Raw genomic sequence first — 18,510 nt, forward strand, 5'->3', positions numbered from 1 at the left:
GGCCTGTTCCGTCTTTTGTAATAGGTCCTTTAATTCTCTTTGTTCCTTTACTGATAGGGAAATTTTGTAACTCATAGTTTTTCAACAAAGTTACAAAATCGGAATTATTTAGACAATATAGTATAAATTGTTAATGCCATCAGCCACATCTGGGAATAAGCATCAATTTATGCCTGTAAATAGAGGAAAGGTGTTTCTTAAGGTACATCTTACAGGTAATAATAAATCAAAAACAGTTTCATGCGCTCTTTATCTAAAGTTTGTATTGTTATCTGCTTATTATTTTTGCTGCAGAAAATACATGCACAGGATACACTTCATAAACGGCAGGACGATTCTGCCTGGATCAGGTTTCAACAATATATTGAATATATGATCCATAACGATTGGGCTAATCTTTCAAAATATAAAGATGCCAACACAGTGTTAGGCTTACCTGCTCCCGGTGAAAAAAGAATTGTATTTATAGGCAACTCTATAACTGAAGGCTGGTTTGCAACAGATTCAGTTTTCTTCACAAAAAATAAATATATCAATCGTGGCATTGGCGGGCAAACAACGCCGCAAATGCTTGTACGTTTTCGTGCCGATGTTATTAGCCTAAAGCCTGCGGCGGTGGTAATATTGGCGGGCACAAATGATATAGCAGGCAATACCGGCCCTTCCACATTGGAAATGATAGAAAATAATATTGCATCAATGGCTGACCTGGCAAAAGCGCATCATATACGGGTTATTCTTTGCGCTGTTTTACCGGTTTACGATTATCCGTGGAAGCCGGGATTGCAGCCTGCTGAAAAAATAGAAACCCTGAATGCGTGGATAAAACAATATGTTGCCAACAATGATTGCCTATATGCTGATTACTGGACACCGCTGGCAGATGAACGCAAAGGAATGAAAGCGGGTTATGCAAAAGATGGTGTGCATCCTACAATGGCAGGTTATAAAATTATGGAGCCGATAGTGCAGCGGGCTATAAACGAGGCTTTATCTTCACAGAAGCGTTAAGCCTGCCCGATACACGTTTATATTGATTGATATTAAAACTTCAACAAATTGTTGTTATGAAATTAAGGCTTGTTATAAGCTGTTTTTCTTTGATGATTTGTCTGCTTTCACCTGCACAAAAAACGCCTGCGCCTTTTGTAAACGGCGACCGGGTTGTATTTGCAGGCAACAGTATTACAGAAGCCGGTTTTTATGAAACCTATATCTGGCTGTATTATATCACCCATTTTCCTGAAAGAAAAATTACCGTGTTTAATGGCGGTACCGGCGGTGATGTGGTAAGGCAGATTTACCTGCGCATGGACAGTGACCTGCTGGCAAAAAAGCCAACTGTTTTATCTGTAAGCTTTGGCATGAACGACAGCCGTTATTTTGAATACTGGATGCATAAAGATAAAACTGACAGTGTGCGTAAAGATGCTATTGATACTTCGTACAAATGGTTTGAAAAGATGCGTGATAAGGTGAATGCTTATCCCGGTATTAAAAAAATTATGATGGCTTCTTCTCCGTATGATGAAACCGTGAAGAATGGCAAAGACCCTTTTTGGGGAAAATTTAAAACCATGGAGGGCATTGTTGCGTTTCAGAAAGAGGCAGCCATTAAGAACAATTGGCCTTATGTTGATTTGTTTTACCCCATGACGGGTATTAATTTAAAAGGACAGCAAACAGATACTGCATTTACCATTACCGGGCCAGACAGGATACATCCGGGCAATGCCGGTCATTTGGTAATGGCTTATTTATTTTTGAAAGCGCAGGGCCTGGCCAGCAAGCCAATAGCAGATGTTTTAATAGACGCAGGCAACAGGAAAGTTGTACATGCGGATAATGCAACAATAAGTGTGGTAAACAAAATTACAAAAGGCATTTCATTCAAATACCTGGCGAAGTCTCTGCCATTCCCGATTGATTCAATGGCGAGGGTATTCCTAAACCCGCAGAAACAATATGAAGCCTTAAACGTAATTCCTTTTATAAAAGAATTTGACGAAGAATTATTAACTGTAAAAAGCCTTGATGCGAATAAGAATTATAATTTGAAGATGGATGGCGCTGTTATTAAAACCTTTACCGGCGCCGAATTAAACAATGGCGTTAACCTTGCTGTGTTAAGCAACACACCGCAATACCGGCAGGCTAAGCAGATTATGGAACTGCAGTTAAAACGAAAGGATCTGGAAGATAAAATCCGCGCCTATTATTGGATAAACTATGATTACCTGTATAATAAAGGCTGGTTCCTGCAGGATTCACAGGCAATAACCGATTCCATAATGGCGGAAGCAAAAAAGAACCCGTTTATCAATGGCAAGAAAGATGCGTATATGGAAACGCATGAAAAAAGCCAGCGTGCTGCTATTCAGGAACAAATGGATGATATGACTGATGAAATGTATAGGCTGGCAAAACCAGTTGTACATATAATTACTATTGAGAAGATTGATTAAAGAAAAACATAAAATTGAAAGATGATTAATATAAAGAGATGCCACATTGCCTGAATAATAGTAACGTTTTATGAAGTTGGGCATCCCTCTCCTTTGGAGAGGGAACGAGGATGAGGTCAGCAAATGAAATTGAAGAAACAGGTTAATAGTAAGTTCTTTAATGAAATTGAAACCGGCGCCGCCATGAAAAACTGCAGCACAAGTGTTGCGATCCGCCACGGCGGACGAACTGCAAGGAACCCTGCCTGACTGAGCCACGCAGACAGGGATGCCATAGGTTTCTTAGCTGGTTACCAAAAAATAAAAACTTCTAATTATTTTGATGCATGAATTACAGAAACAAACATTTTCATCTTATATTTTTTTTAATAGCATTCACACATGCCAAAGCCGGCGTAAAACTGCCCATATTGTTTCAAAGCAATATGGTGCTGCAACGCGATAAGCCCTGCAATATCTGGGGCGCGGCTGATAATAATGAAGCGATAACTATATCATTCGATAATGCAACCTATAATACAATCGCAGTTAATGGCAAATGGAAAATCACCTTACCGGCACAGGCCGCCGGCGGGCCTTATCAAATTATTATTAAAGGAAAAAACACCATTGAATTGGATAATGTTTTGTTTGGTGATGTATGGATATGCGGCGGACAAAGCAACATGCAGTTTCCGGTTAAAGAAGCTAACCCAAAACCTGATACATCAGCATTCAACAATAATCAGATAAGATTGTTTACAGTCGGCATTGGAACTGATTTCGTTCCGCAGGATACAATAAAAGGCGGTTCATGGAAGGTTGCGAATGTAAAAGATGTGGATGCATTTACGGCTGTTGGATTTTTCTTTGGCAGCTATTTGCAGCAACATTTAAATGTTCCGGTTGGCCTGATAAGCGACAATCTTGGCGCCACCGCGATTGAAGAATGGATGAGCAACGAAGTGATACAGGAATTTCCACAATTCGATAATTTTTATAAAACCTTGCTTGCCCCGCATAAAAGCATGAAACAGATGAATGATGATTTTGAAAAATTAAAATCATCATGGGATAAAAAATATTATTTGAAAGATGATCCCGGCTTAACGCAGCAATGGTATAAACCGGAAACAGATACCAGCGGCTGGAAAACAATGAACCAGCCATCGAATTGGGAAGATAATGAGTTGAAGGCGTATGATGGTTCCGTATGGTTCAGGAAAAGTTATGATTCTTTTCCGAAAGATTTTTTTGGCAATGCCAGTATCAGTTTAGGACAGGTGGATGATTATCATATTTGTTGGGTAAATGGGGTTAAAGTGGGCGAAGCGTATGGCAATATGAATATGACGACATTTAAAATCCCTGACAGCATCATCAGGCCAAAAGATAACATAGTAGTTGTGCGTGTATTTGATGCAGGTGGCAAAGGCGGTATGTATAATATGTTCTGGTCTCCTTACTGGGCAGGTGAATGGAAGTATAAAAAAGGTGTGCAGATTGATGCATCAAAATTTAAAAAACCGTTGGTAGTAAATGCTTATATTTTTGGTACGCCAACTATTTTATATAATGCCAATATCGCTCCGTTAACGCAGTTAAGCATTAAAGGCTTTATATGGTACCAGGGCGAAGCCAATGCCGGCAGGGCTGAAGAATATAAACAATTATTGCCGGCGATGATAACAGACTGGCGCAGGCAATTTAACCAAGGCGATCTGCCGTTTTTAATTGTGCAGTTGCCAAACCTCGGCAAAGAACCTTCACAACCTGAAAGCAGCGACTGGGCTGAACTGCGCGAAGCGCAGGCGTCGGCATTATCATTGCCAAACACCGGCATGGCGGTAACGATTGACGTGGGCGAGGCAGATATTTTACATCCGCATAACAAGCTGGCTGTGGGCAGCCGGCTTGCTATGGCTGCACTGGGCATGGTATATCATGTTGACAGTATGGAAGCAGGCCCGCGTTATAAAAATATGCAGCTTGCCGGCGACAGCATCATTATAATGTTTGATAATAATATTCTTTGCAGAAATAAGTATGGTTATATCCGTGGCTTTGCCATTGCGGGCAGCGACAGTATTTTTCATTGGGCAAGAGCGTATATAAAGAATGATACTGCCGTGGTTGTTTATAACATGCAAATACGGGCTCCGGTTGCAGTGAGATATTTATGGAGCGGGCAGCCTGGTGATATTGATTTGTACAATAAAAATGGCTTGCCTGTGGCGCCATTCAGAACGGACGATTTCAGGCTGATGACGGCGGGGAAAAAGTTTTCGTATAATGACTAATATCCGGTAGAATGAAGACAATTGCCAGATGCCGGAATGCAAACTCCATACATTGTTTCCGAAAACAGGTAAGATAACTATGGTTTAATTTTAAATGTGTTTGCCTCGTTAAATGGAGCAAAACTTTACCGTTTATATAAAAATTTATATATAGCTATCCACTTTTTTTAAATTTATCTCTTTTTGCTTAATTTTTGCTGGTAAATTCTATTAAAAAAATCAATATGAAAAAACTATTGTCGCTTGCCTTATTTTCAGGCATATTATTAATGGGCATGAGCGCAAATGCCCAAAACGATTCCAAGCCGCCGGAAGATAAAACAAAACGGCCTAGCCCTCCGGCTACAGTTGATGTTTCCACTTCGAATGGGGTTGATATTAAGATTGATTACAGCCAGCCATCGGTTAAAGGCCGTGAGATTGGCAAAGAAGTGGAGCCCATGAAAGGCAAGGTTTGGCGTACCGGCGCCAATGAAGCAACTGTTTTTGAAGTAAGCAAAAATGTAACCATCAATGGTAAAAATTTACCTGCCGGCAAATATGGCTTGTTTAGTATTTGGAATGGCGACACATGGACGGTTATTTTCAATAAAACCTGGAACCAGTGGGGCGCTTTTAACTACAAAGATGCCGACGACATTTTACGCATAGATGTGCCCAATGTTGCACAGCAAACACCTTCCGAGAAAATGGCCTTTAACGTTGGTGAAGATGGAAAGGTTTCACTGGCCTGGGGAAATGTGGGCTTTGAATTTACCGTGCAATAATTTGCCTGCAGCAAAATTTTTAAAACTGCCGGCGCTTAAACCTCGGCAGTTTTTTTTATTAATAATCCGAATAAGAAGCGGCGTGCATTAAGGTAACCTCAGCCTTCGATACATTGTTTTTATATTCATCCAGCGTATTCAGTTTTTTCCATTGCGCATTGTCGCCAAAAATTTTCCAGTGCGCATCCCTGTCGGCCATGTTTTCATAACTGGTTAAATACATCAGGTTAGGCATGTGGCTGCCGGAAACCACATCGCCATAAAATATAGCGTTGGCATTTATTGCTTTAAATATATCAACCTCGCCGCCTTCATTAAACATCTTCACTTTGCTTTTATGATAGTTTTCAGTAGGGCTTTCATAGCTTCTCAGCTCATAAATATGTTCTGCTTTCGGCGATGTAAGATTGGGCAACGTTAACTGCGGCGCCATTGGAAACGCTGTAAGCATTATTGTTTCCATTCGTTTATAAGGCGGATTTTTATAATCTGCATTTAAATAAGATGCTGCGGCAGTTTTATAAAGATTATCTGTGATTAATTGGGCGGGCAAACGCAAAAACTCATCAAAGGATTTATAGGGAACAATTACATAAATAATCTTGTCGGCAGCGGTATCATTCGCTATGGGCTTAAACACACCAACGTTTTTTATTTCTTTTCGGTGAAGCGCCGGCAGGTAAGCCGTTTGTAAATAAGTATCCAATGTAATTTCCTGCGATGCATCAGTGAAATGATACACGGTTATGGCATAAATATCATTGGCAAAACTTTGGGCAGAAAATACAACGCAGAAAAATGCTGCAAAAAATGTAATCTTTTTTTTCATGCTGCTAATTTATGCTGCTAAATTAAACTGCATGCAATAAATATAACGTTCACATTATGTTGAACCGGTTAATCTTTTTGAATAACTATTTTTGCAGCTTAAATTTTTTTACATGATAAAAGTTGCTGGCATACAAATGAGCTGTACCGCAGATAAAGAGGCTAACCTCACAAAAATGATTGGAAAGATAAAAGAGGCAGCGGCTAAAGGCGCACAGATTATTTGCTCGCAGGAACTGTTTACCTCACTGTATTTCTGCGACGAAGAGAACTATGATAATTTTAAACTGGCAGAAACTATTCCCGGTGAAACTACTGATATACTTTGTGCAGTGGCGAAAGAATTAAACGTGGTGATTATTGCTTCGCTGTTTGAAAAAAGGGCGCAGGGCATTTATCACAATACGACTGCTGTTATTAATGCGGACGGCACTTATCTGGGCAAATACCGTAAAATGCATATTCCCGACGACCCTGCTTATTACGAAAAATTTTATTTCACACCAGGCGATTTAGGCTATAAAGTCTGGAAAACAAAATATGGCACATTCGGCGTATTAATATGCTGGGACCAGTGGTACCCGGAAGCTGCCCGCATAACATCGTTAATGGGCGCAGAAATTTTGTTTTACCCAACCGCCATTGGCTGGGCCACAGACCAGGATGAGGCTACCAATAATGAACAATATAATGCCTGGCAAACCATTCAGCGCAGCCATGCCGTGGCCAATGGGGTACACGTGGTAAGTGTGAACAGGGTTGGTTTTGAGCAGGATGGAAGAATGAAGTTCTGGGGCGGCTCATTTGTTTCCAATCCTTTTGGTAATCTTATTTATAAAGCTTCGCATGAAGATGAAGAAGTGTTTGTGGTGGATATTGATACAAAGAAAACAGATCAGTACAGAACGCATTGGCCTTTTATGCGCGACAGGCGGATTGATTCGTATAACCCAATTACTAAACGATTTATTGACGAAGAGTAAATTTTGTAACTTTACGAAAACTAAAGATTATGGACACAAGTGTCGCAATAAATAAGCTGGAACTTACCAAATGGATTATTGATTTGGAAGACAAAAATGTTTTGGACGAAATAATGCGGCTGATGAAGCATAAAAAGGAAAGACATTTTTACTCTGAAGAAGAAGCAAGGCGTATTTCCCAAGAAAAAATTGCCAAATGGGCAAACAAATAAATATCTATTATTCCGAAGAATTTATAGAACGTACAGATGAATTATTGTTCATATTATACACACAAAATTATTTCGGATTTAAAGAAGATGCTCAAAATTATGTGGATACAATCTATGATTTCGTCAGAAACAATATTTCAACTTATCCTGCAAAAAACACACCCTATCCACTTTCAGAATATGGCAGCAAATACATACTCTACAAGGCCAATGCAAGAACCACTTGGTATATATTCTTTGATATAGATGAAGAAAAATATTTCGTAAAATTCATCACGAACAATCACACAGAACTGACAGCAAATTTTAATCTCTGAAAAATTTATGACACAATTAATGCTAATGATTTAAGATGAATGTAACCCTGAGAGATTACCAAATAAACGGCATTAATGATATTACCAATGCATGGACTGATTGCAGAAGTATTTTATTTCAAATGCCAACAGGCACAGGAAAAACAACCCTTTTCTGTGAAATAGTAAGAAAATTTACCACTGAGCTTTATCCTGATAAAAAAGTTTTAATAATAACACACAGGAAAGAGCTGGTTGAGCAGGCATTTAACAGGTTAGCCAGCGGGTTTCATTTAACGGCAGGCATAATATCATCAAATTATATAAGCATTCAATCTGCGCCTGTTCAGGTTGCATCCATTCAAACTTTGGTAAGAAGGGACGAACATCAAAAGGATATTTTTTCTTTGGTGGTTATTGATGAAGCGCACCATGCACTGGCTTCTACTTATAAAAAACTTTGGGGCTTTTATCCCGGCGCTAAATTTTTAGGCGTAACGGCAACGCCTATAAGAACAAACGGTGAAGGCTTTGAAGATTTATTTGATAAATTAGTTACTACGCCTTCCGTTAAATGGTTTATTAAAAACAACTATCTGTCTGATGTAAAATATTATGCAAGCCATTTTCCGGATATAAGCAATGTAAAAATAACAGCAGGTGATTACGATGAAACGGAATTGAGCGAAATAATGCAGGATAAAGCTGTAATGGCCGACCTGGTACAGAGCTATAAAGAGTTTGCATTAGATAAGAAAATGATAGTGTTTGCCGTAAACAGGGCGCACAGCCTGAAAATAGTAGAAAAATATAATAGCAGCGGCTTTGTTGCAAAAGTTATTGACACAAGCACACCAACAGATGAACGCAGGAAAATTGTAGATGATTTCAGAAATAACAGGTTCAAGATTTTGTGCAACGTAAATATTTTTACCGAAGGTTTTGACTGCCCTGACGTAGATGCTGTTCAGCTTGCAAGGCCTACCAAATCGTTAGCGCTGTTTCTGCAGCAGGTTGGCCGTTGTATGCGGCCTCATCAAAATAAAGAACATGGGATTATACTGGATAATGCCGGGCTTTGGAAAGAACACGGCCTGCCGAAAATGAACAGGAGCTGGACTTTATATGGAGTTGATAAAAATGCGTTTTCGGCCAAACAAGAAATTATTGGCATAAAAGAAATTGCCGTAAGGGAAAATAATGAACCACAGGAAAGCAAAGGCATAAGGCTTGTAGAATTTGGGGAACTGGAGAATATAAACGAAGTGGATATTATTGATTTTAATGATATTGAAAAAAACCTTACTGATAAAAAAATTACTACTATGAGGGAAAGAATAGAAACGCTTGTAAAGAAAATTCAAAAGTATGAGCAACTTAAAGCCGATGGTTCTGATGATGAGGATATTAGAATTTTTGATGAGCAGATAAAAAAGTTTAAACAGGAATTATCTGAGTTGCAAAGCAGGTTGCAACCGCAAAGGTTTGAACAGGTGCTTGAACTTATTATTGAAAAATGCCAGGATGTAATTAACAGTAATGAAATTTTTGTTGATGGCGATAAAGATGTTTTCTTAAAGCAGTTTGTGGAGCCTTATTTGAAAAATTTATTTGATAATACAGTTACTAATGATAAAACAAGCTACACTGCCAATGTTAAGGCAAGGGTATTTAAGGGATTGGATGAAGGGCTTACACGTGAGCAGGTTGCAAAGAAATATGATTTGACCAGAAAGCAAGTTGCTGATACAGCGTGGGCTTGGGAAAATGAAAAAATGTTTAAGATGTTCAGAGAAGGAAACAATATTGACTCTGTGGCAAAAATATATGGCGAAAAAAGGGCGCACAAAGCTTATGAATTGCTAATAAAGGCACAATAATTAGCATTACCTAACTAAAAATATTAACCACATAAATGATTAGTGACTATAATAACCCCCCTTTAGGGGATGGGGGTAGCACCCCCCGCCAGCTCGGCTTTCACTTTCCCGCAGAGTTTGCGCCGCAGGAAGCTATGTGGCTGAGCTGGCCGCACAAGGAAGCATCGTGGCCGGGAAAAATTCAAACGGTTTATAAACCTTATTCACAATTTATAAAAGCGGTTTCGGCAGGGCAGAAGGTGCGCATTAATGTAGTGGATGAAGCAATGAAAACTTTTGCTGAAGGGGTTTTATTGAAAGGTGATGTAAATATGCAGCAGGTAGAATTTTTCCTTAATCCCACCAACGATGCCTGGTGCCGCGATCACGGGCCGGCATTTGTAATTAATGCTGAAAAAAAAGAAAAAGTCATTGTCGACTGGGATTATAATGCCTGGGGCAATAAATATCCGCCGTACGATTTGGATGATGTAATACCAACTTTAATCGGGCGGCAAATGAATTTGCAGGTTTTTTATCCCGGGCATTATAACGGAAGGCGGTTCGGTGGAATTCAATGGTAGAGGAACATTGCTCACTTCAACAGCATGCCTGTTAAACCCTAACAGGATTCCGCAACTAAACCAGCAGCAGATTGAAAATTATATTCAACAATTATGAAGCAATCGTAATTTTGGGTTCATTAAGTTCTTTACATCTGCTGACAGGATTATCGTTTTAATTAACCAGTTATTTACTGGCAAATTCAAAAAGGCCGCTAAAGCGGCCTTTTTGAAACCATTGATAATCAAGTGCCCGGAACAGGAATCGAACCTGCACATCCGTGAAGATACCAGATTTTGAGTCTGACGCGTCTACCAGTTCCGCCATCCGGGCTTTTGAAAAAGGAGTGCAATGTTACATCCTCCAATCAAATCAACCAAACACTATTGGCAACATTTCTTTTTTGGAAAGAAAAAGTTCCTGAACCAGCGGGCTATTTGTTTTAAAGTTTTCATTCGTGCAAATTTGTTTTTTCAGATGTCTCATGGAACGCCCTGATGTACATTCCCCTGTGTGTTGAATACATTTTACATGGGCGTTTCATTCGTGCATATTTGTTTTTTCAGTTGTCTCATGCCTGTCCCGAACTTGCTTCGGGAGAACCTCGCTATGTACCTGCCTCGCCGGCAGGCAGGCATTCCCCTCCCGAAACTGGTTCGGGACAGGTTGTGGGAGAAAAATTATCATGCTCGGTTTCATTATGCAGCAAAAGTACAATACACTTAACTCAACCTTTGTACAATACACTTCAATTATCGTTAAAAATAATCTTTTGAAGAAAAACTTCTTTATGTGTATTTTTCACACATCTTTGTTGCATAAACGATTGCTATGGCATCAATTGCTTCCTTCGCTCCTGCTTCATCATCAAAACCAAGATTAAGCTTTACCCGGATATTTAATATGAGCTTTGGTTTTTTCGGAATTCAGTTTGGATGGGACCTTCAGCGGGCCAATATGGGGCCTATTTATGAATACCTGAAAGCTTCTCCCGAACAAATACCATTGCTCTTCTTGGCCGCACCGCTTACTGGTTTAATTGTGCAGCCGATCATTGGTTATATGAGCGACAGAACCTGGCATCCGCGCTGGGGCCGCAGAAGGCCCTATTTTTTTGTTGGCGCATTGTTAAGCACGATCTGTTTATTCCTGATGCCGAACAGCGGTTCGTTATGGATGGCTGCCGGCCTGCTATGGATTTTAGATACCTCAGGGAATATTGCCATGGAACCTTTCCGGGCTTTTGTTGCAGATAAATTGCCCGAAAGCCAGCGTACACAAGGCTTTGCCATGCAGAGCTTTTTAATTGGATTGGGCGGCAGTATTGCCTCTGCCTTGCCCTGGCTCATGTCGCATGTTTTTCATGTTTCCAGTATTTCATCAACTAGGGGTATTCCGCCAACGGTTGAATTTGCTTTTTATGTGGGCGCAGCTATATTTTTCATGGCAGTTTTATATACCATCCTTACTTCAAAGGAATACCCGCCGGCAACAATCCCTGCAAAAGAAAAAGTAAAAGAAAGCAGGAAAGGTTTTGGCGGAGGTTTTAAAGAAATAAATCATGCCATTCAAAACATGCCATCTAAAATGAAGCGGCTTGCACTGGTGCAGTTCTTTACATGGCCGGGATTATTTTTAATGTGGTTTTATTATAACACGGCTGTTGCAAGGAATATTTTTCATGCAACAGATACTGCCGATCCGCTTTATACAAAAGGCATAGAATATGGCGGCTTAACTTTATCGTACTATAGTATCGTATCATTCCTTTTTGCTTTATTAATACCGGTTATTGCAAAAAGACTCGGACGCAAAACCACGCACACATTGTGTTTGCTATGCGGTGCAATCGGTTTGATCTCTGTACGTTTTGTAACACAGCCTTATGAATTATATTTCTGCATGACAGGTGTTGGCATTGCATGGAGCAGCATCCTTTCTATGCCTTATGCCATGCTGGCCGGCGTTTTGCCTGAAGATAAGATTGGCGTTTACATGGGCATCTTTAACTTCTTTATTGTGCTGCCCGAAATAATTGCTTCCCTGTTCTTTGGATGGATAATGGAACATTTATTAAATAATGACAGGATGCTTGCCGTACAAATTGGCGGATCTCTTATGATACTTGCAGCCATCTTATGTTATAGCTTAATACATGAAAATAAAAATGAGTTAACTAATGATGCTGCCATGTATGAAACAGCAGATGACAGGCCTGTATAAACAGATTTTTGATTACTTATAATTTTATTCTTGTTATGTATAAATTATTTGCATCTTTTTTTATTTGCATTGTTTATTGCTTACCATTATCAGCACAAACAATTGATGTTTACCCTACACACTGGTGGGCAGGCATGAAAAATCCTGACCTGCAGTTAATGATTCATTCACCTGATATTGCTGATAGAATCCCTGTGATAAAAATATCAGAAGCCGGCATGCAACTGTCAGCCGGCATCACGCTTAAAAAGATTGAAAGGGTTGAAAATTCTAACTATATTTTTTTTGATCTTGTAATTGATAAAGATGCAGAGCCAGGCAAACGTGTTTTTAGTTTTGGGGAAGGGAAAAAAAAGGTCAGCATCAATTATGAATTAAAGGAAAGGCGGCAGGGCAACGGCACTGCTTATGCGCAGGGTGTTACCTCTTCAGATTTTATCTATCTTTTAATGCCCGACCGTTTCAGCAACGGCGATACAACCAACGACCGCATTGCCGGCATGAAAGACCAGTCGCTCAACCGCGATTCTATCTTCCTGAGGCATGGCGGCGATCTGCAGGGCGTTATCAATCATCTTGATTATTTAAAAGATATGGGCATTACTACTTTGTGGATGACGCCGGTTATTGAAAACGATATGCCTGACCGTACTGAACATGGTTATGCCTTTACCAATCATTATAAAATCGAGCCGCGCATTGGCGGCGAAAAAGCTTACCTGCAATTAAGTGATGAATTGCATAAACGCGGCATGAAGCTGATACAGGATGCAGTGTATAATCATGTTGGGCTGTATGATTTTTTTGTGCAGGATATGCCTTCGAAAGACTGGCTGCATCAATGGCCGCAGTTCACACAAACCAGTTACAGGGAGCAACCTTTGTTTGATCCGCATGCTGCGGAATCTGATAAAAAAAGATCAAGTGACGGATGGTTTACACAGCAAATGCCCGATCTGAATCAATCCAATCCTTTAGTAGCAAATTTTTTAATTCAGCATGCTATTTATTCGGTGGAAGAATTTGGGGTGGATGGCTGGCGCATTGATACCTACATTTACAACGATCTTGAGTTTATGAACAGTTGCAATAAAGCCCTCACTGATGAATATCCGCACATAACCATGTTTGGTGAAGCATGGGTGCATGGCGCCGCGAATGAGGCATACTTTGCAGAGAACAATATCAGCACACCTTTTAAAAGCAACCTGCAGGGCATTACAGATTTTCAGTGTTTGTTTTATGGCATTCAGCCTGCTATGAATGAAGCTTTTGGTTGGACGGATGGTGTAAATAAACTCTATACCACTTTAAGCAATGATTTTTTATATAAAGACCCAACACGCAATGTTATCTTTTTAGATAATCATGATCTCGGCCGCTGGTATTCTGTGGTGAATGAAAACCTGCAAAAAGATAAGACGGGTTTTGTATGGCTGCTTACCTGCCGCGGCATTCCGCAAATGTATTATGGCGATGAAGTGCTGATGAAGGGCGTTACCAATCCTGATGGCTGGGTGCGGCTTGATTTTCCCGGCGGCTGGAACGGTGACAGCGCGAATGCATTTACAGGAAAAAACTTAAATGCAGATCAGCTATCTGTTCAATCCTTAATTAAAACACTCGCCAACTTCAGGAAAAATTCCTCTGCTTTAAAAACAGGAAAACTGATGCAATATTTACCTGTTGATGGACTGTATGTTTATTTCAGGTATGATGAAAATCAAACCATCATGATCGTATTAAATACAAGCGATAAACAGCAAACAGTTGATTTTTCAAAATATGCGGAGCGCACTTCAGGCTTTACCAATGCGGTTAATGTTTTTGATAACACAACCAATGTAACATCAGCTCCAATTACGCTTGAGGCCAACACAAGCCTTGTACTGGAATTGAAAAAATAAACGTCTCTCCTGCTGATAATTTCAGTACATAAATAGCGTGAGAGTTTATATGTAAAAAGGTTTCAGAGTGTCAGCAGCCTGGGAAAGAATCGAGGCTGCAAAGAAGAACTTTGCTATAAATAAAAAAAGTCAGATTATGAAAAAGCAAACTTCATCTGCTGCTGAAACCTGCAACAAAGGTAGGCAGTTTATTGATTTTACCGGCAAGACTATTTATGCAGGTATTGATACACATAAAAAAGACTGGCAGGTAGCCAGGGTATATGATGGTATTTGTTTGGGCAATCACCGGATGCCAGCGGGCAGTGAGGGGCTGATTAAACATTTGACTGATTGCTACCCGGGCGCTCATTCTGAGTGTGAGTATGAAAGCGGGGATGGGGCTTCAGGCTTAAGCGGCAACTGAATGCCGCAGGCATGGATTGCATTGTAGCGCATGCTGCTGATGTATCAGGCAATGCTAAGGAAAAGAAAAGAAAAACAGACAAGGCAGATGCATTGAAGTTAGCCCGGAATCACTCCAATCATGAACTTATCGGTATTGATGTGCCTGATGAAATACATCAAGAGCAAAGGAGCCTTGTGCGTTACCGCACCCGGTTGGCGGGAGATATTACCCGCAGCAAGAACCGGTTGAAGAGCCTGCTCAAATACCAGGGCATTGATATACCGCATCAGTTGGACAAACCGGGAAACTGGAGCTGCAATATTGAAAAATCCAAACTATATTATTATACAGTTGTAGCTGTAAACAGTAAAAATAAAACTAAGGATGCCTTTGTACAATCAACTGTAGCAGGGCTTCCTCTTGGCTGGCAACAAAACGATATAGGAAATATCAGGCCGGGCATAGCTTATTGCAATGGCAATATGTTTAGCATGGACGCATCTGGCAACGGCATTGATAAAACATCAGATGAATTTAATTTTCCGTATTTGCCAGTAAAAGACACGGCTACAATAATTATGCGTATTCAGCCGCAGCCATCATCACAGTTTTCAAAAACAGGATTGATGTTGCGCAAAGATGTAGCTGCTGATGCACCATTTGTTTCATTGCTTTTATATCCTGGCAAAACGGAAAATATCGAGCAGCCCGATTGGCACAATTCTATAGAAAGCCGTTCAGCAATAAGCGATGCAGCAAAGCTTATAACAACAGGCGGTGCACTTGCAACAGCGGCTGCCGCTTTTGGCCGTCTCACAGGCTATTACTGGCTGAAGCTGCAGAAAAAGGGAAATGCAGTTACTGCATTCAGTTCTTATGATGGTATAAACTGGCAGAATGCGGGCAGCACAAATTTAGATTTAGGCATGAATAGTTTGTTAGGCATTGCAGTTGCTTCCGGTATGGCAAACCCAACCAATGTGCGGATTGATAATGTGGAATTAAATGATAAAATTTTGAAGGTTAAATGAACAGGCAATTGACACAATATTATGTAATGGAAACGCTGAACAGGTTATTGAAACATTGCCTTTGAAAGATAGTGTTGCCTACCTGCGGGTACATGTATCTTCGCCTGATGCCGTATGCAGTTTCAGTTATAGCGAAGATGGACAACATTATAAAACCAGTGGCAAAGCATTTACTGCAAAACAAGACAATGGGTGGGCGCAAAAATCGGATTGTTTTGTATTGCCAAACCTGGTGAAAGAACAGGCAGTTATGCTGACGTGGATTGGTTCAGGGTTACAGAATGATTTGCAATAGCAATAATATAATTAACGAGGAAAGATTTAAATTTTTTAAGTTGACCTCACCTAAATCCTCTCCAAAGGAGAGACTTTTAACACCCTAACTTTGAAAATATTTTAAAAATTTCGGGACATATTTGCCCTTCTCCTTTGGAGAACTTGTCCGCAATTCGGGAAGGGTTGGGATGAGGTCAGATGAAACAATTAAACTTATCCCGGGAACACGTTAATTATAGTACAAACAGTTTAAATTTTTTATATGAACAGGATGATAATTTTGGCTTTCACATTTTTGCTGGCAGGTTGCGCCGGCAAAAGTTTCCAGTTTACTGTAACTAATCCTTCAAACCACGCCAGGCAAAATGAACTGGTGGTTTTATCAAGGGCTGATATTGAAAAGAAGATGGCAGTTGATAAAGGTTTTTCTGTGATTGATGCCAATAATAATCCTGTTATTACCCAACTGGATGATCTTGATAAAGACGGCAAATGGGATGAGGCTTGTTTTTTATATTCCTTCAAACCCAATGAAACCATAACTTTTACAACAAGCGATAACAACGTTGATTCCGCAGCATCGCTGGCCCATGTGCGGTTAAGAAAAAAAATAACGGATACAACATTTGGTGATGATATTCCAAAAGAAACCATGCCTTTACACAACCCGCCGACAGATTTTTCCAAACAGCCACTTCCTTTGTATTTAACGGAAGGGCCTGCCTGGGAAAATGATAAGGTTGCTTTTCGTTTATACTTTGATACAAGGAATGGCAAAGATATTTTCGGTAAAACAGAACCTGCATTGGTGATGGACACCGTGGGTGCAAATGCCAATAACAGCTACCACGAACTTTCGCATTGGGGCATGGATATTTTACATGCAGGCAATTCTCTGGGTGCCGGCTCACTGGCATTTAAAGTGGATGGAATTGATTCCGTAATAAGGCTGGGCGGCGAAAACGTTTCATCAGAAACCTACGAAAAACTGGCCGATGGGCTGCTGCGTGCTGTGTTTAAAATAACCTATCAGTTTACAATAAAAGATAAACCCGTTACCATAACCGATGAAACAAGTATCTGGGGCGGACAGTATTTTTACCAGTCAAAAATTACAGCATCAGGCATGCCTGGCGGTGTTGCGCTGCAAACCGGCATGGCCGATTTTTATGAGAACACTTCAGGCCATTTTGTAAAAGATAGTGCGGCCGTTTTATACAGTTATGGAAAGCAGTCAGAAAACCATGATAACCTCGGCATGGCTATTATTGTTCCCGCAAAAACATTTACTGCTATTGATACGCTGCCGAAAGAAATTGTAACCGGCAAACTGGCGTATGTTCAAAAAGTTTACGATAGTTATATTACGGGCCAGGCTATTTCGGATGAGCAACCTGCAACGTACCGTTTTTATGCTGCATGGGAGAAATCAAACAATCAATTCTCTAATCCTGAAGGCTTCAAATCGTACATAACCGGACAGGCGGATAATTTTTCAAACCCTGTTGCCATAAGATGGAAATGAAATTATATAGAGCGGAGCTTTTTTATCGGGAAAGACGGGCTGCATGGTTTTATCGTATCATGGCCTTAGCCCTTTGCCTTTCTCTTTGTAAATTATATGATCTTCTATTTTTTCTTTTTCAGGGATGCACGTACCTTTTTTACAAAAGCAACAGAAACTTCTGCAGCGTTTGCAGCCTGTTCGTCATTAAACCCAAACTTATTTATAAGATTACGAACAACTTCATAGCTTTTTTGCTCGGCTCCTTTTTCTATACCCTCATGGCGGGCATAATCAAGCGCTGCCTGGTTATCCCACCTGCGTTTTAAGCTTGTATCGTACATGGTTTTTTCCTCCTTATTTAATTTACTGTATTCCGCAATGTGAAACAGTTTTTCAAATACCGGCTTGCGAAGATATAAGGGAATCTTTTCCAGCCTGCTCATATTCTTCAATACAAAAAGCCAACCCTCCAAATCATTTTCCAACGCTGTTTCTTCTTTTGTAAAGTTAACCAGTTCTATGTAGAAAAATCCTAACTGCTCGTAAAATACTTTGCCGGTATCTCTCTCGCACAGGCAAACATCGTGCAGGTACCGGTTTGTTCGCTCACCGCCCGGCATGGGGAAGCCATCCATAAGCGCAATAACATATACTTCGCTGATATTATACGCCCAGCTTTTGCGGCTTCCCTTGGGCGCCTGGTCGGCAATCAGCTTGCTGCCGTAGTAAAGCATCCTTCGCCTGAAATTAAACTGCGGGCTGCGCTGTATCTCGATAATAAATTTTTCGCCATCGGCTGCTGTACAGGTAAGGTCGAAAATAACGCCGCCCATTTCTTCTGTATCCCCCACATGCTCGTTCTTGTTGTAGTATATATCGCTAATGTTTTTTCGCCCCCGGAACAGCGCATTGAGGAAGGCTATCA

18 protein-coding genes and 1 tRNA gene are annotated in these 18,510 nt (G+C 40.3%); 16 read left to right on the top strand and 3 right to left on the bottom strand.

Features of this window, described 5'->3' with window-relative positions:
• Positions 1 to 240: 240 nt before the first annotated feature.
• The 4 genes from QM629_RS19855 to QM629_RS19870 all read left to right on the top strand — a co-directional run bounded on the left by QM629_RS19855 (position 241) and on the right by QM629_RS19870 (position 5,511).
• Complete coding sequence (locus tag QM629_RS19855) at positions 241 to 1,011, top strand: SGNH/GDSL hydrolase family protein (protein WP_415161650.1); 771 nt, start codon at positions 241 to 243, stop codon at positions 1,009 to 1,011.
• A gap of 56 nt (positions 1,012 to 1,067) precedes the next feature.
• On the top strand, positions 1,068 to 2,465 hold the full coding sequence (locus tag QM629_RS19860) for an SGNH/GDSL hydrolase family protein (RefSeq protein WP_415161651.1): 1,398 nt from the start codon (positions 1,068 to 1,070) through the stop codon (positions 2,463 to 2,465).
• Positions 2,466 to 2,791: 326 nt separating this feature from the next.
• A complete protein-coding gene (locus QM629_RS19865) occupies positions 2,792 to 4,744 on the top strand; it encodes a sialate O-acetylesterase (protein ID WP_415161652.1) in 1,953 nt (650 codons plus the stop codon).
• 224 nt (positions 4,745 to 4,968) lie between these two features.
• Positions 4,969 to 5,511, top strand: a complete 543-nt coding sequence (locus QM629_RS19870; protein ID WP_415161653.1) for a DUF2911 domain-containing protein — start codon at positions 4,969 to 4,971, stop codon at positions 5,509 to 5,511.
• A 58-nt stretch (positions 5,512 to 5,569) separates the two neighbouring features.
• Here the strand turns inward: QM629_RS19870 and QM629_RS19875 are convergent, their stop codons facing one another.
• The gene (locus QM629_RS19875) at positions 5,570 to 6,340 is read right to left on the bottom strand and encodes an NIPSNAP family protein (RefSeq protein ID WP_415161654.1); all 771 of its coding nucleotides are present in this window, start codon (positions 6,338 to 6,340) and stop codon (positions 5,570 to 5,572) included.
• A 112-nt stretch (positions 6,341 to 6,452) separates the two neighbouring features.
• On the opposite strand from QM629_RS19875, the gene QM629_RS19880 reads away from it, so the two are divergent.
• The 6 genes from QM629_RS19880 to QM629_RS19905 are packed head-to-tail and all read left to right on the top strand — an operon-like array spanning position 6,453 to position 10,370.
• Positions 6,453 to 7,322 carry a carbon-nitrogen hydrolase gene (locus QM629_RS19880; RefSeq protein WP_415161655.1) on the top strand — a complete coding sequence of 290 codons (870 nt, stop codon included), beginning with the start codon at positions 6,453 to 6,455 and terminating at the stop codon, positions 7,320 to 7,322.
• A 29-nt stretch (positions 7,323 to 7,351) separates the two neighbouring features.
• Positions 7,352 to 7,534 carry a hypothetical protein gene (locus tag QM629_RS19885; RefSeq protein WP_415161656.1) on the top strand — a complete coding sequence of 61 codons (183 nt, stop codon included), beginning with the start codon at positions 7,352 to 7,354 and terminating at the stop codon, positions 7,532 to 7,534.
• On the top strand, positions 7,519 to 7,851 hold the full coding sequence (locus QM629_RS19890) for a hypothetical protein (protein ID WP_415161657.1): 333 nt from the start codon (positions 7,519 to 7,521) through the stop codon (positions 7,849 to 7,851). The genes QM629_RS19885 and QM629_RS19890 overlap by 16 nt, the downstream gene beginning before the upstream one ends.
• A 35-nt stretch (positions 7,852 to 7,886) precedes the next feature.
• Complete coding sequence (locus tag QM629_RS19895; protein ID WP_415161658.1) at positions 7,887 to 9,710, top strand: DEAD/DEAH box helicase; 1,824 nt, start codon at positions 7,887 to 7,889, stop codon at positions 9,708 to 9,710.
• 35 nt (positions 9,711 to 9,745) lie between these two features.
• Positions 9,746 to 10,273, top strand: coding sequence for an agmatine deiminase family protein (locus QM629_RS19900; RefSeq protein WP_415161659.1), 528 nt, complete (start codon positions 9,746 to 9,748; stop codon positions 10,271 to 10,273).
• Positions 10,257 to 10,370 (top strand): agmatine deiminase family protein, encoded by a 114-nt coding sequence (locus QM629_RS19905; RefSeq protein WP_415161660.1) that lies wholly within the window; start codon positions 10,257 to 10,259, stop codon positions 10,368 to 10,370. The genes QM629_RS19900 and QM629_RS19905 overlap by 17 nt, the downstream gene beginning before the upstream one ends.
• Positions 10,371 to 10,502: 132 nt before the next feature.
• Here QM629_RS19905 and QM629_RS19910 read toward each other — a convergent pair.
• Positions 10,503 to 10,586, bottom strand: a tRNA-Leu gene (locus QM629_RS19910).
• A gap of 498 nt (positions 10,587 to 11,084) precedes the next feature.
• Here QM629_RS19910 and QM629_RS19915 point away from each other — a divergent pair.
• The 6 genes from QM629_RS19915 to QM629_RS19940 all read left to right on the top strand — a co-directional run bounded on the left by QM629_RS19915 (position 11,085) and on the right by QM629_RS19940 (position 17,603).
• A complete protein-coding gene (locus tag QM629_RS19915) occupies positions 11,085 to 12,476 on the top strand; it encodes an MFS transporter (RefSeq protein WP_415161661.1) in 1,392 nt (463 codons plus the stop codon).
• Between the two features lie 35 nt (positions 12,477 to 12,511).
• Positions 12,512 to 14,383 (top strand): alpha-amylase family glycosyl hydrolase, encoded by a 1,872-nt coding sequence (locus tag QM629_RS19920; protein WP_415161662.1) that lies wholly within the window; start codon positions 12,512 to 12,514, stop codon positions 14,381 to 14,383.
• Positions 14,384 to 14,519: 136 nt separating this feature from the next.
• Complete coding sequence (locus QM629_RS19925; protein WP_415161663.1) at positions 14,520 to 14,789, top strand: hypothetical protein; 270 nt, start codon at positions 14,520 to 14,522, stop codon at positions 14,787 to 14,789.
• Between the two features lie 11 nt (positions 14,790 to 14,800).
• Complete coding sequence (locus QM629_RS19930) at positions 14,801 to 15,802, top strand: IS110 family transposase (protein WP_415161664.1); 1,002 nt, start codon at positions 14,801 to 14,803, stop codon at positions 15,800 to 15,802.
• A gap of 192 nt (positions 15,803 to 15,994) precedes the next feature.
• On the top strand, positions 15,995 to 16,087 hold the full coding sequence (locus tag QM629_RS19935) for a hypothetical protein (protein ID WP_415161665.1): 93 nt from the start codon (positions 15,995 to 15,997) through the stop codon (positions 16,085 to 16,087).
• Positions 16,088 to 16,340: 253 nt separating this feature from the next.
• The gene (locus tag QM629_RS19940; RefSeq protein WP_415161666.1) at positions 16,341 to 17,603 is read left to right on the top strand and encodes a DUF4861 domain-containing protein; all 1,263 of its coding nucleotides are present in this window, start codon (positions 16,341 to 16,343) and stop codon (positions 17,601 to 17,603) included.
• A gap of 104 nt (positions 17,604 to 17,707) precedes the next feature.
• On the opposite strand, the gene QM629_RS19945 is transcribed toward QM629_RS19940, so the two are convergent.
• A partial coding sequence (locus QM629_RS19945; protein ID WP_415161667.1) for an Rpn family recombination-promoting nuclease/putative transposase occupies positions 17,708 to 18,510 on the bottom strand: 803 nt, incomplete at its 5' end.

Source organism: Parafilimonas sp. (assembly GCF_047606085.1).
GTDB lineage: Bacteria > Bacteroidota > Bacteroidia > Chitinophagales > Chitinophagaceae > Parafilimonas.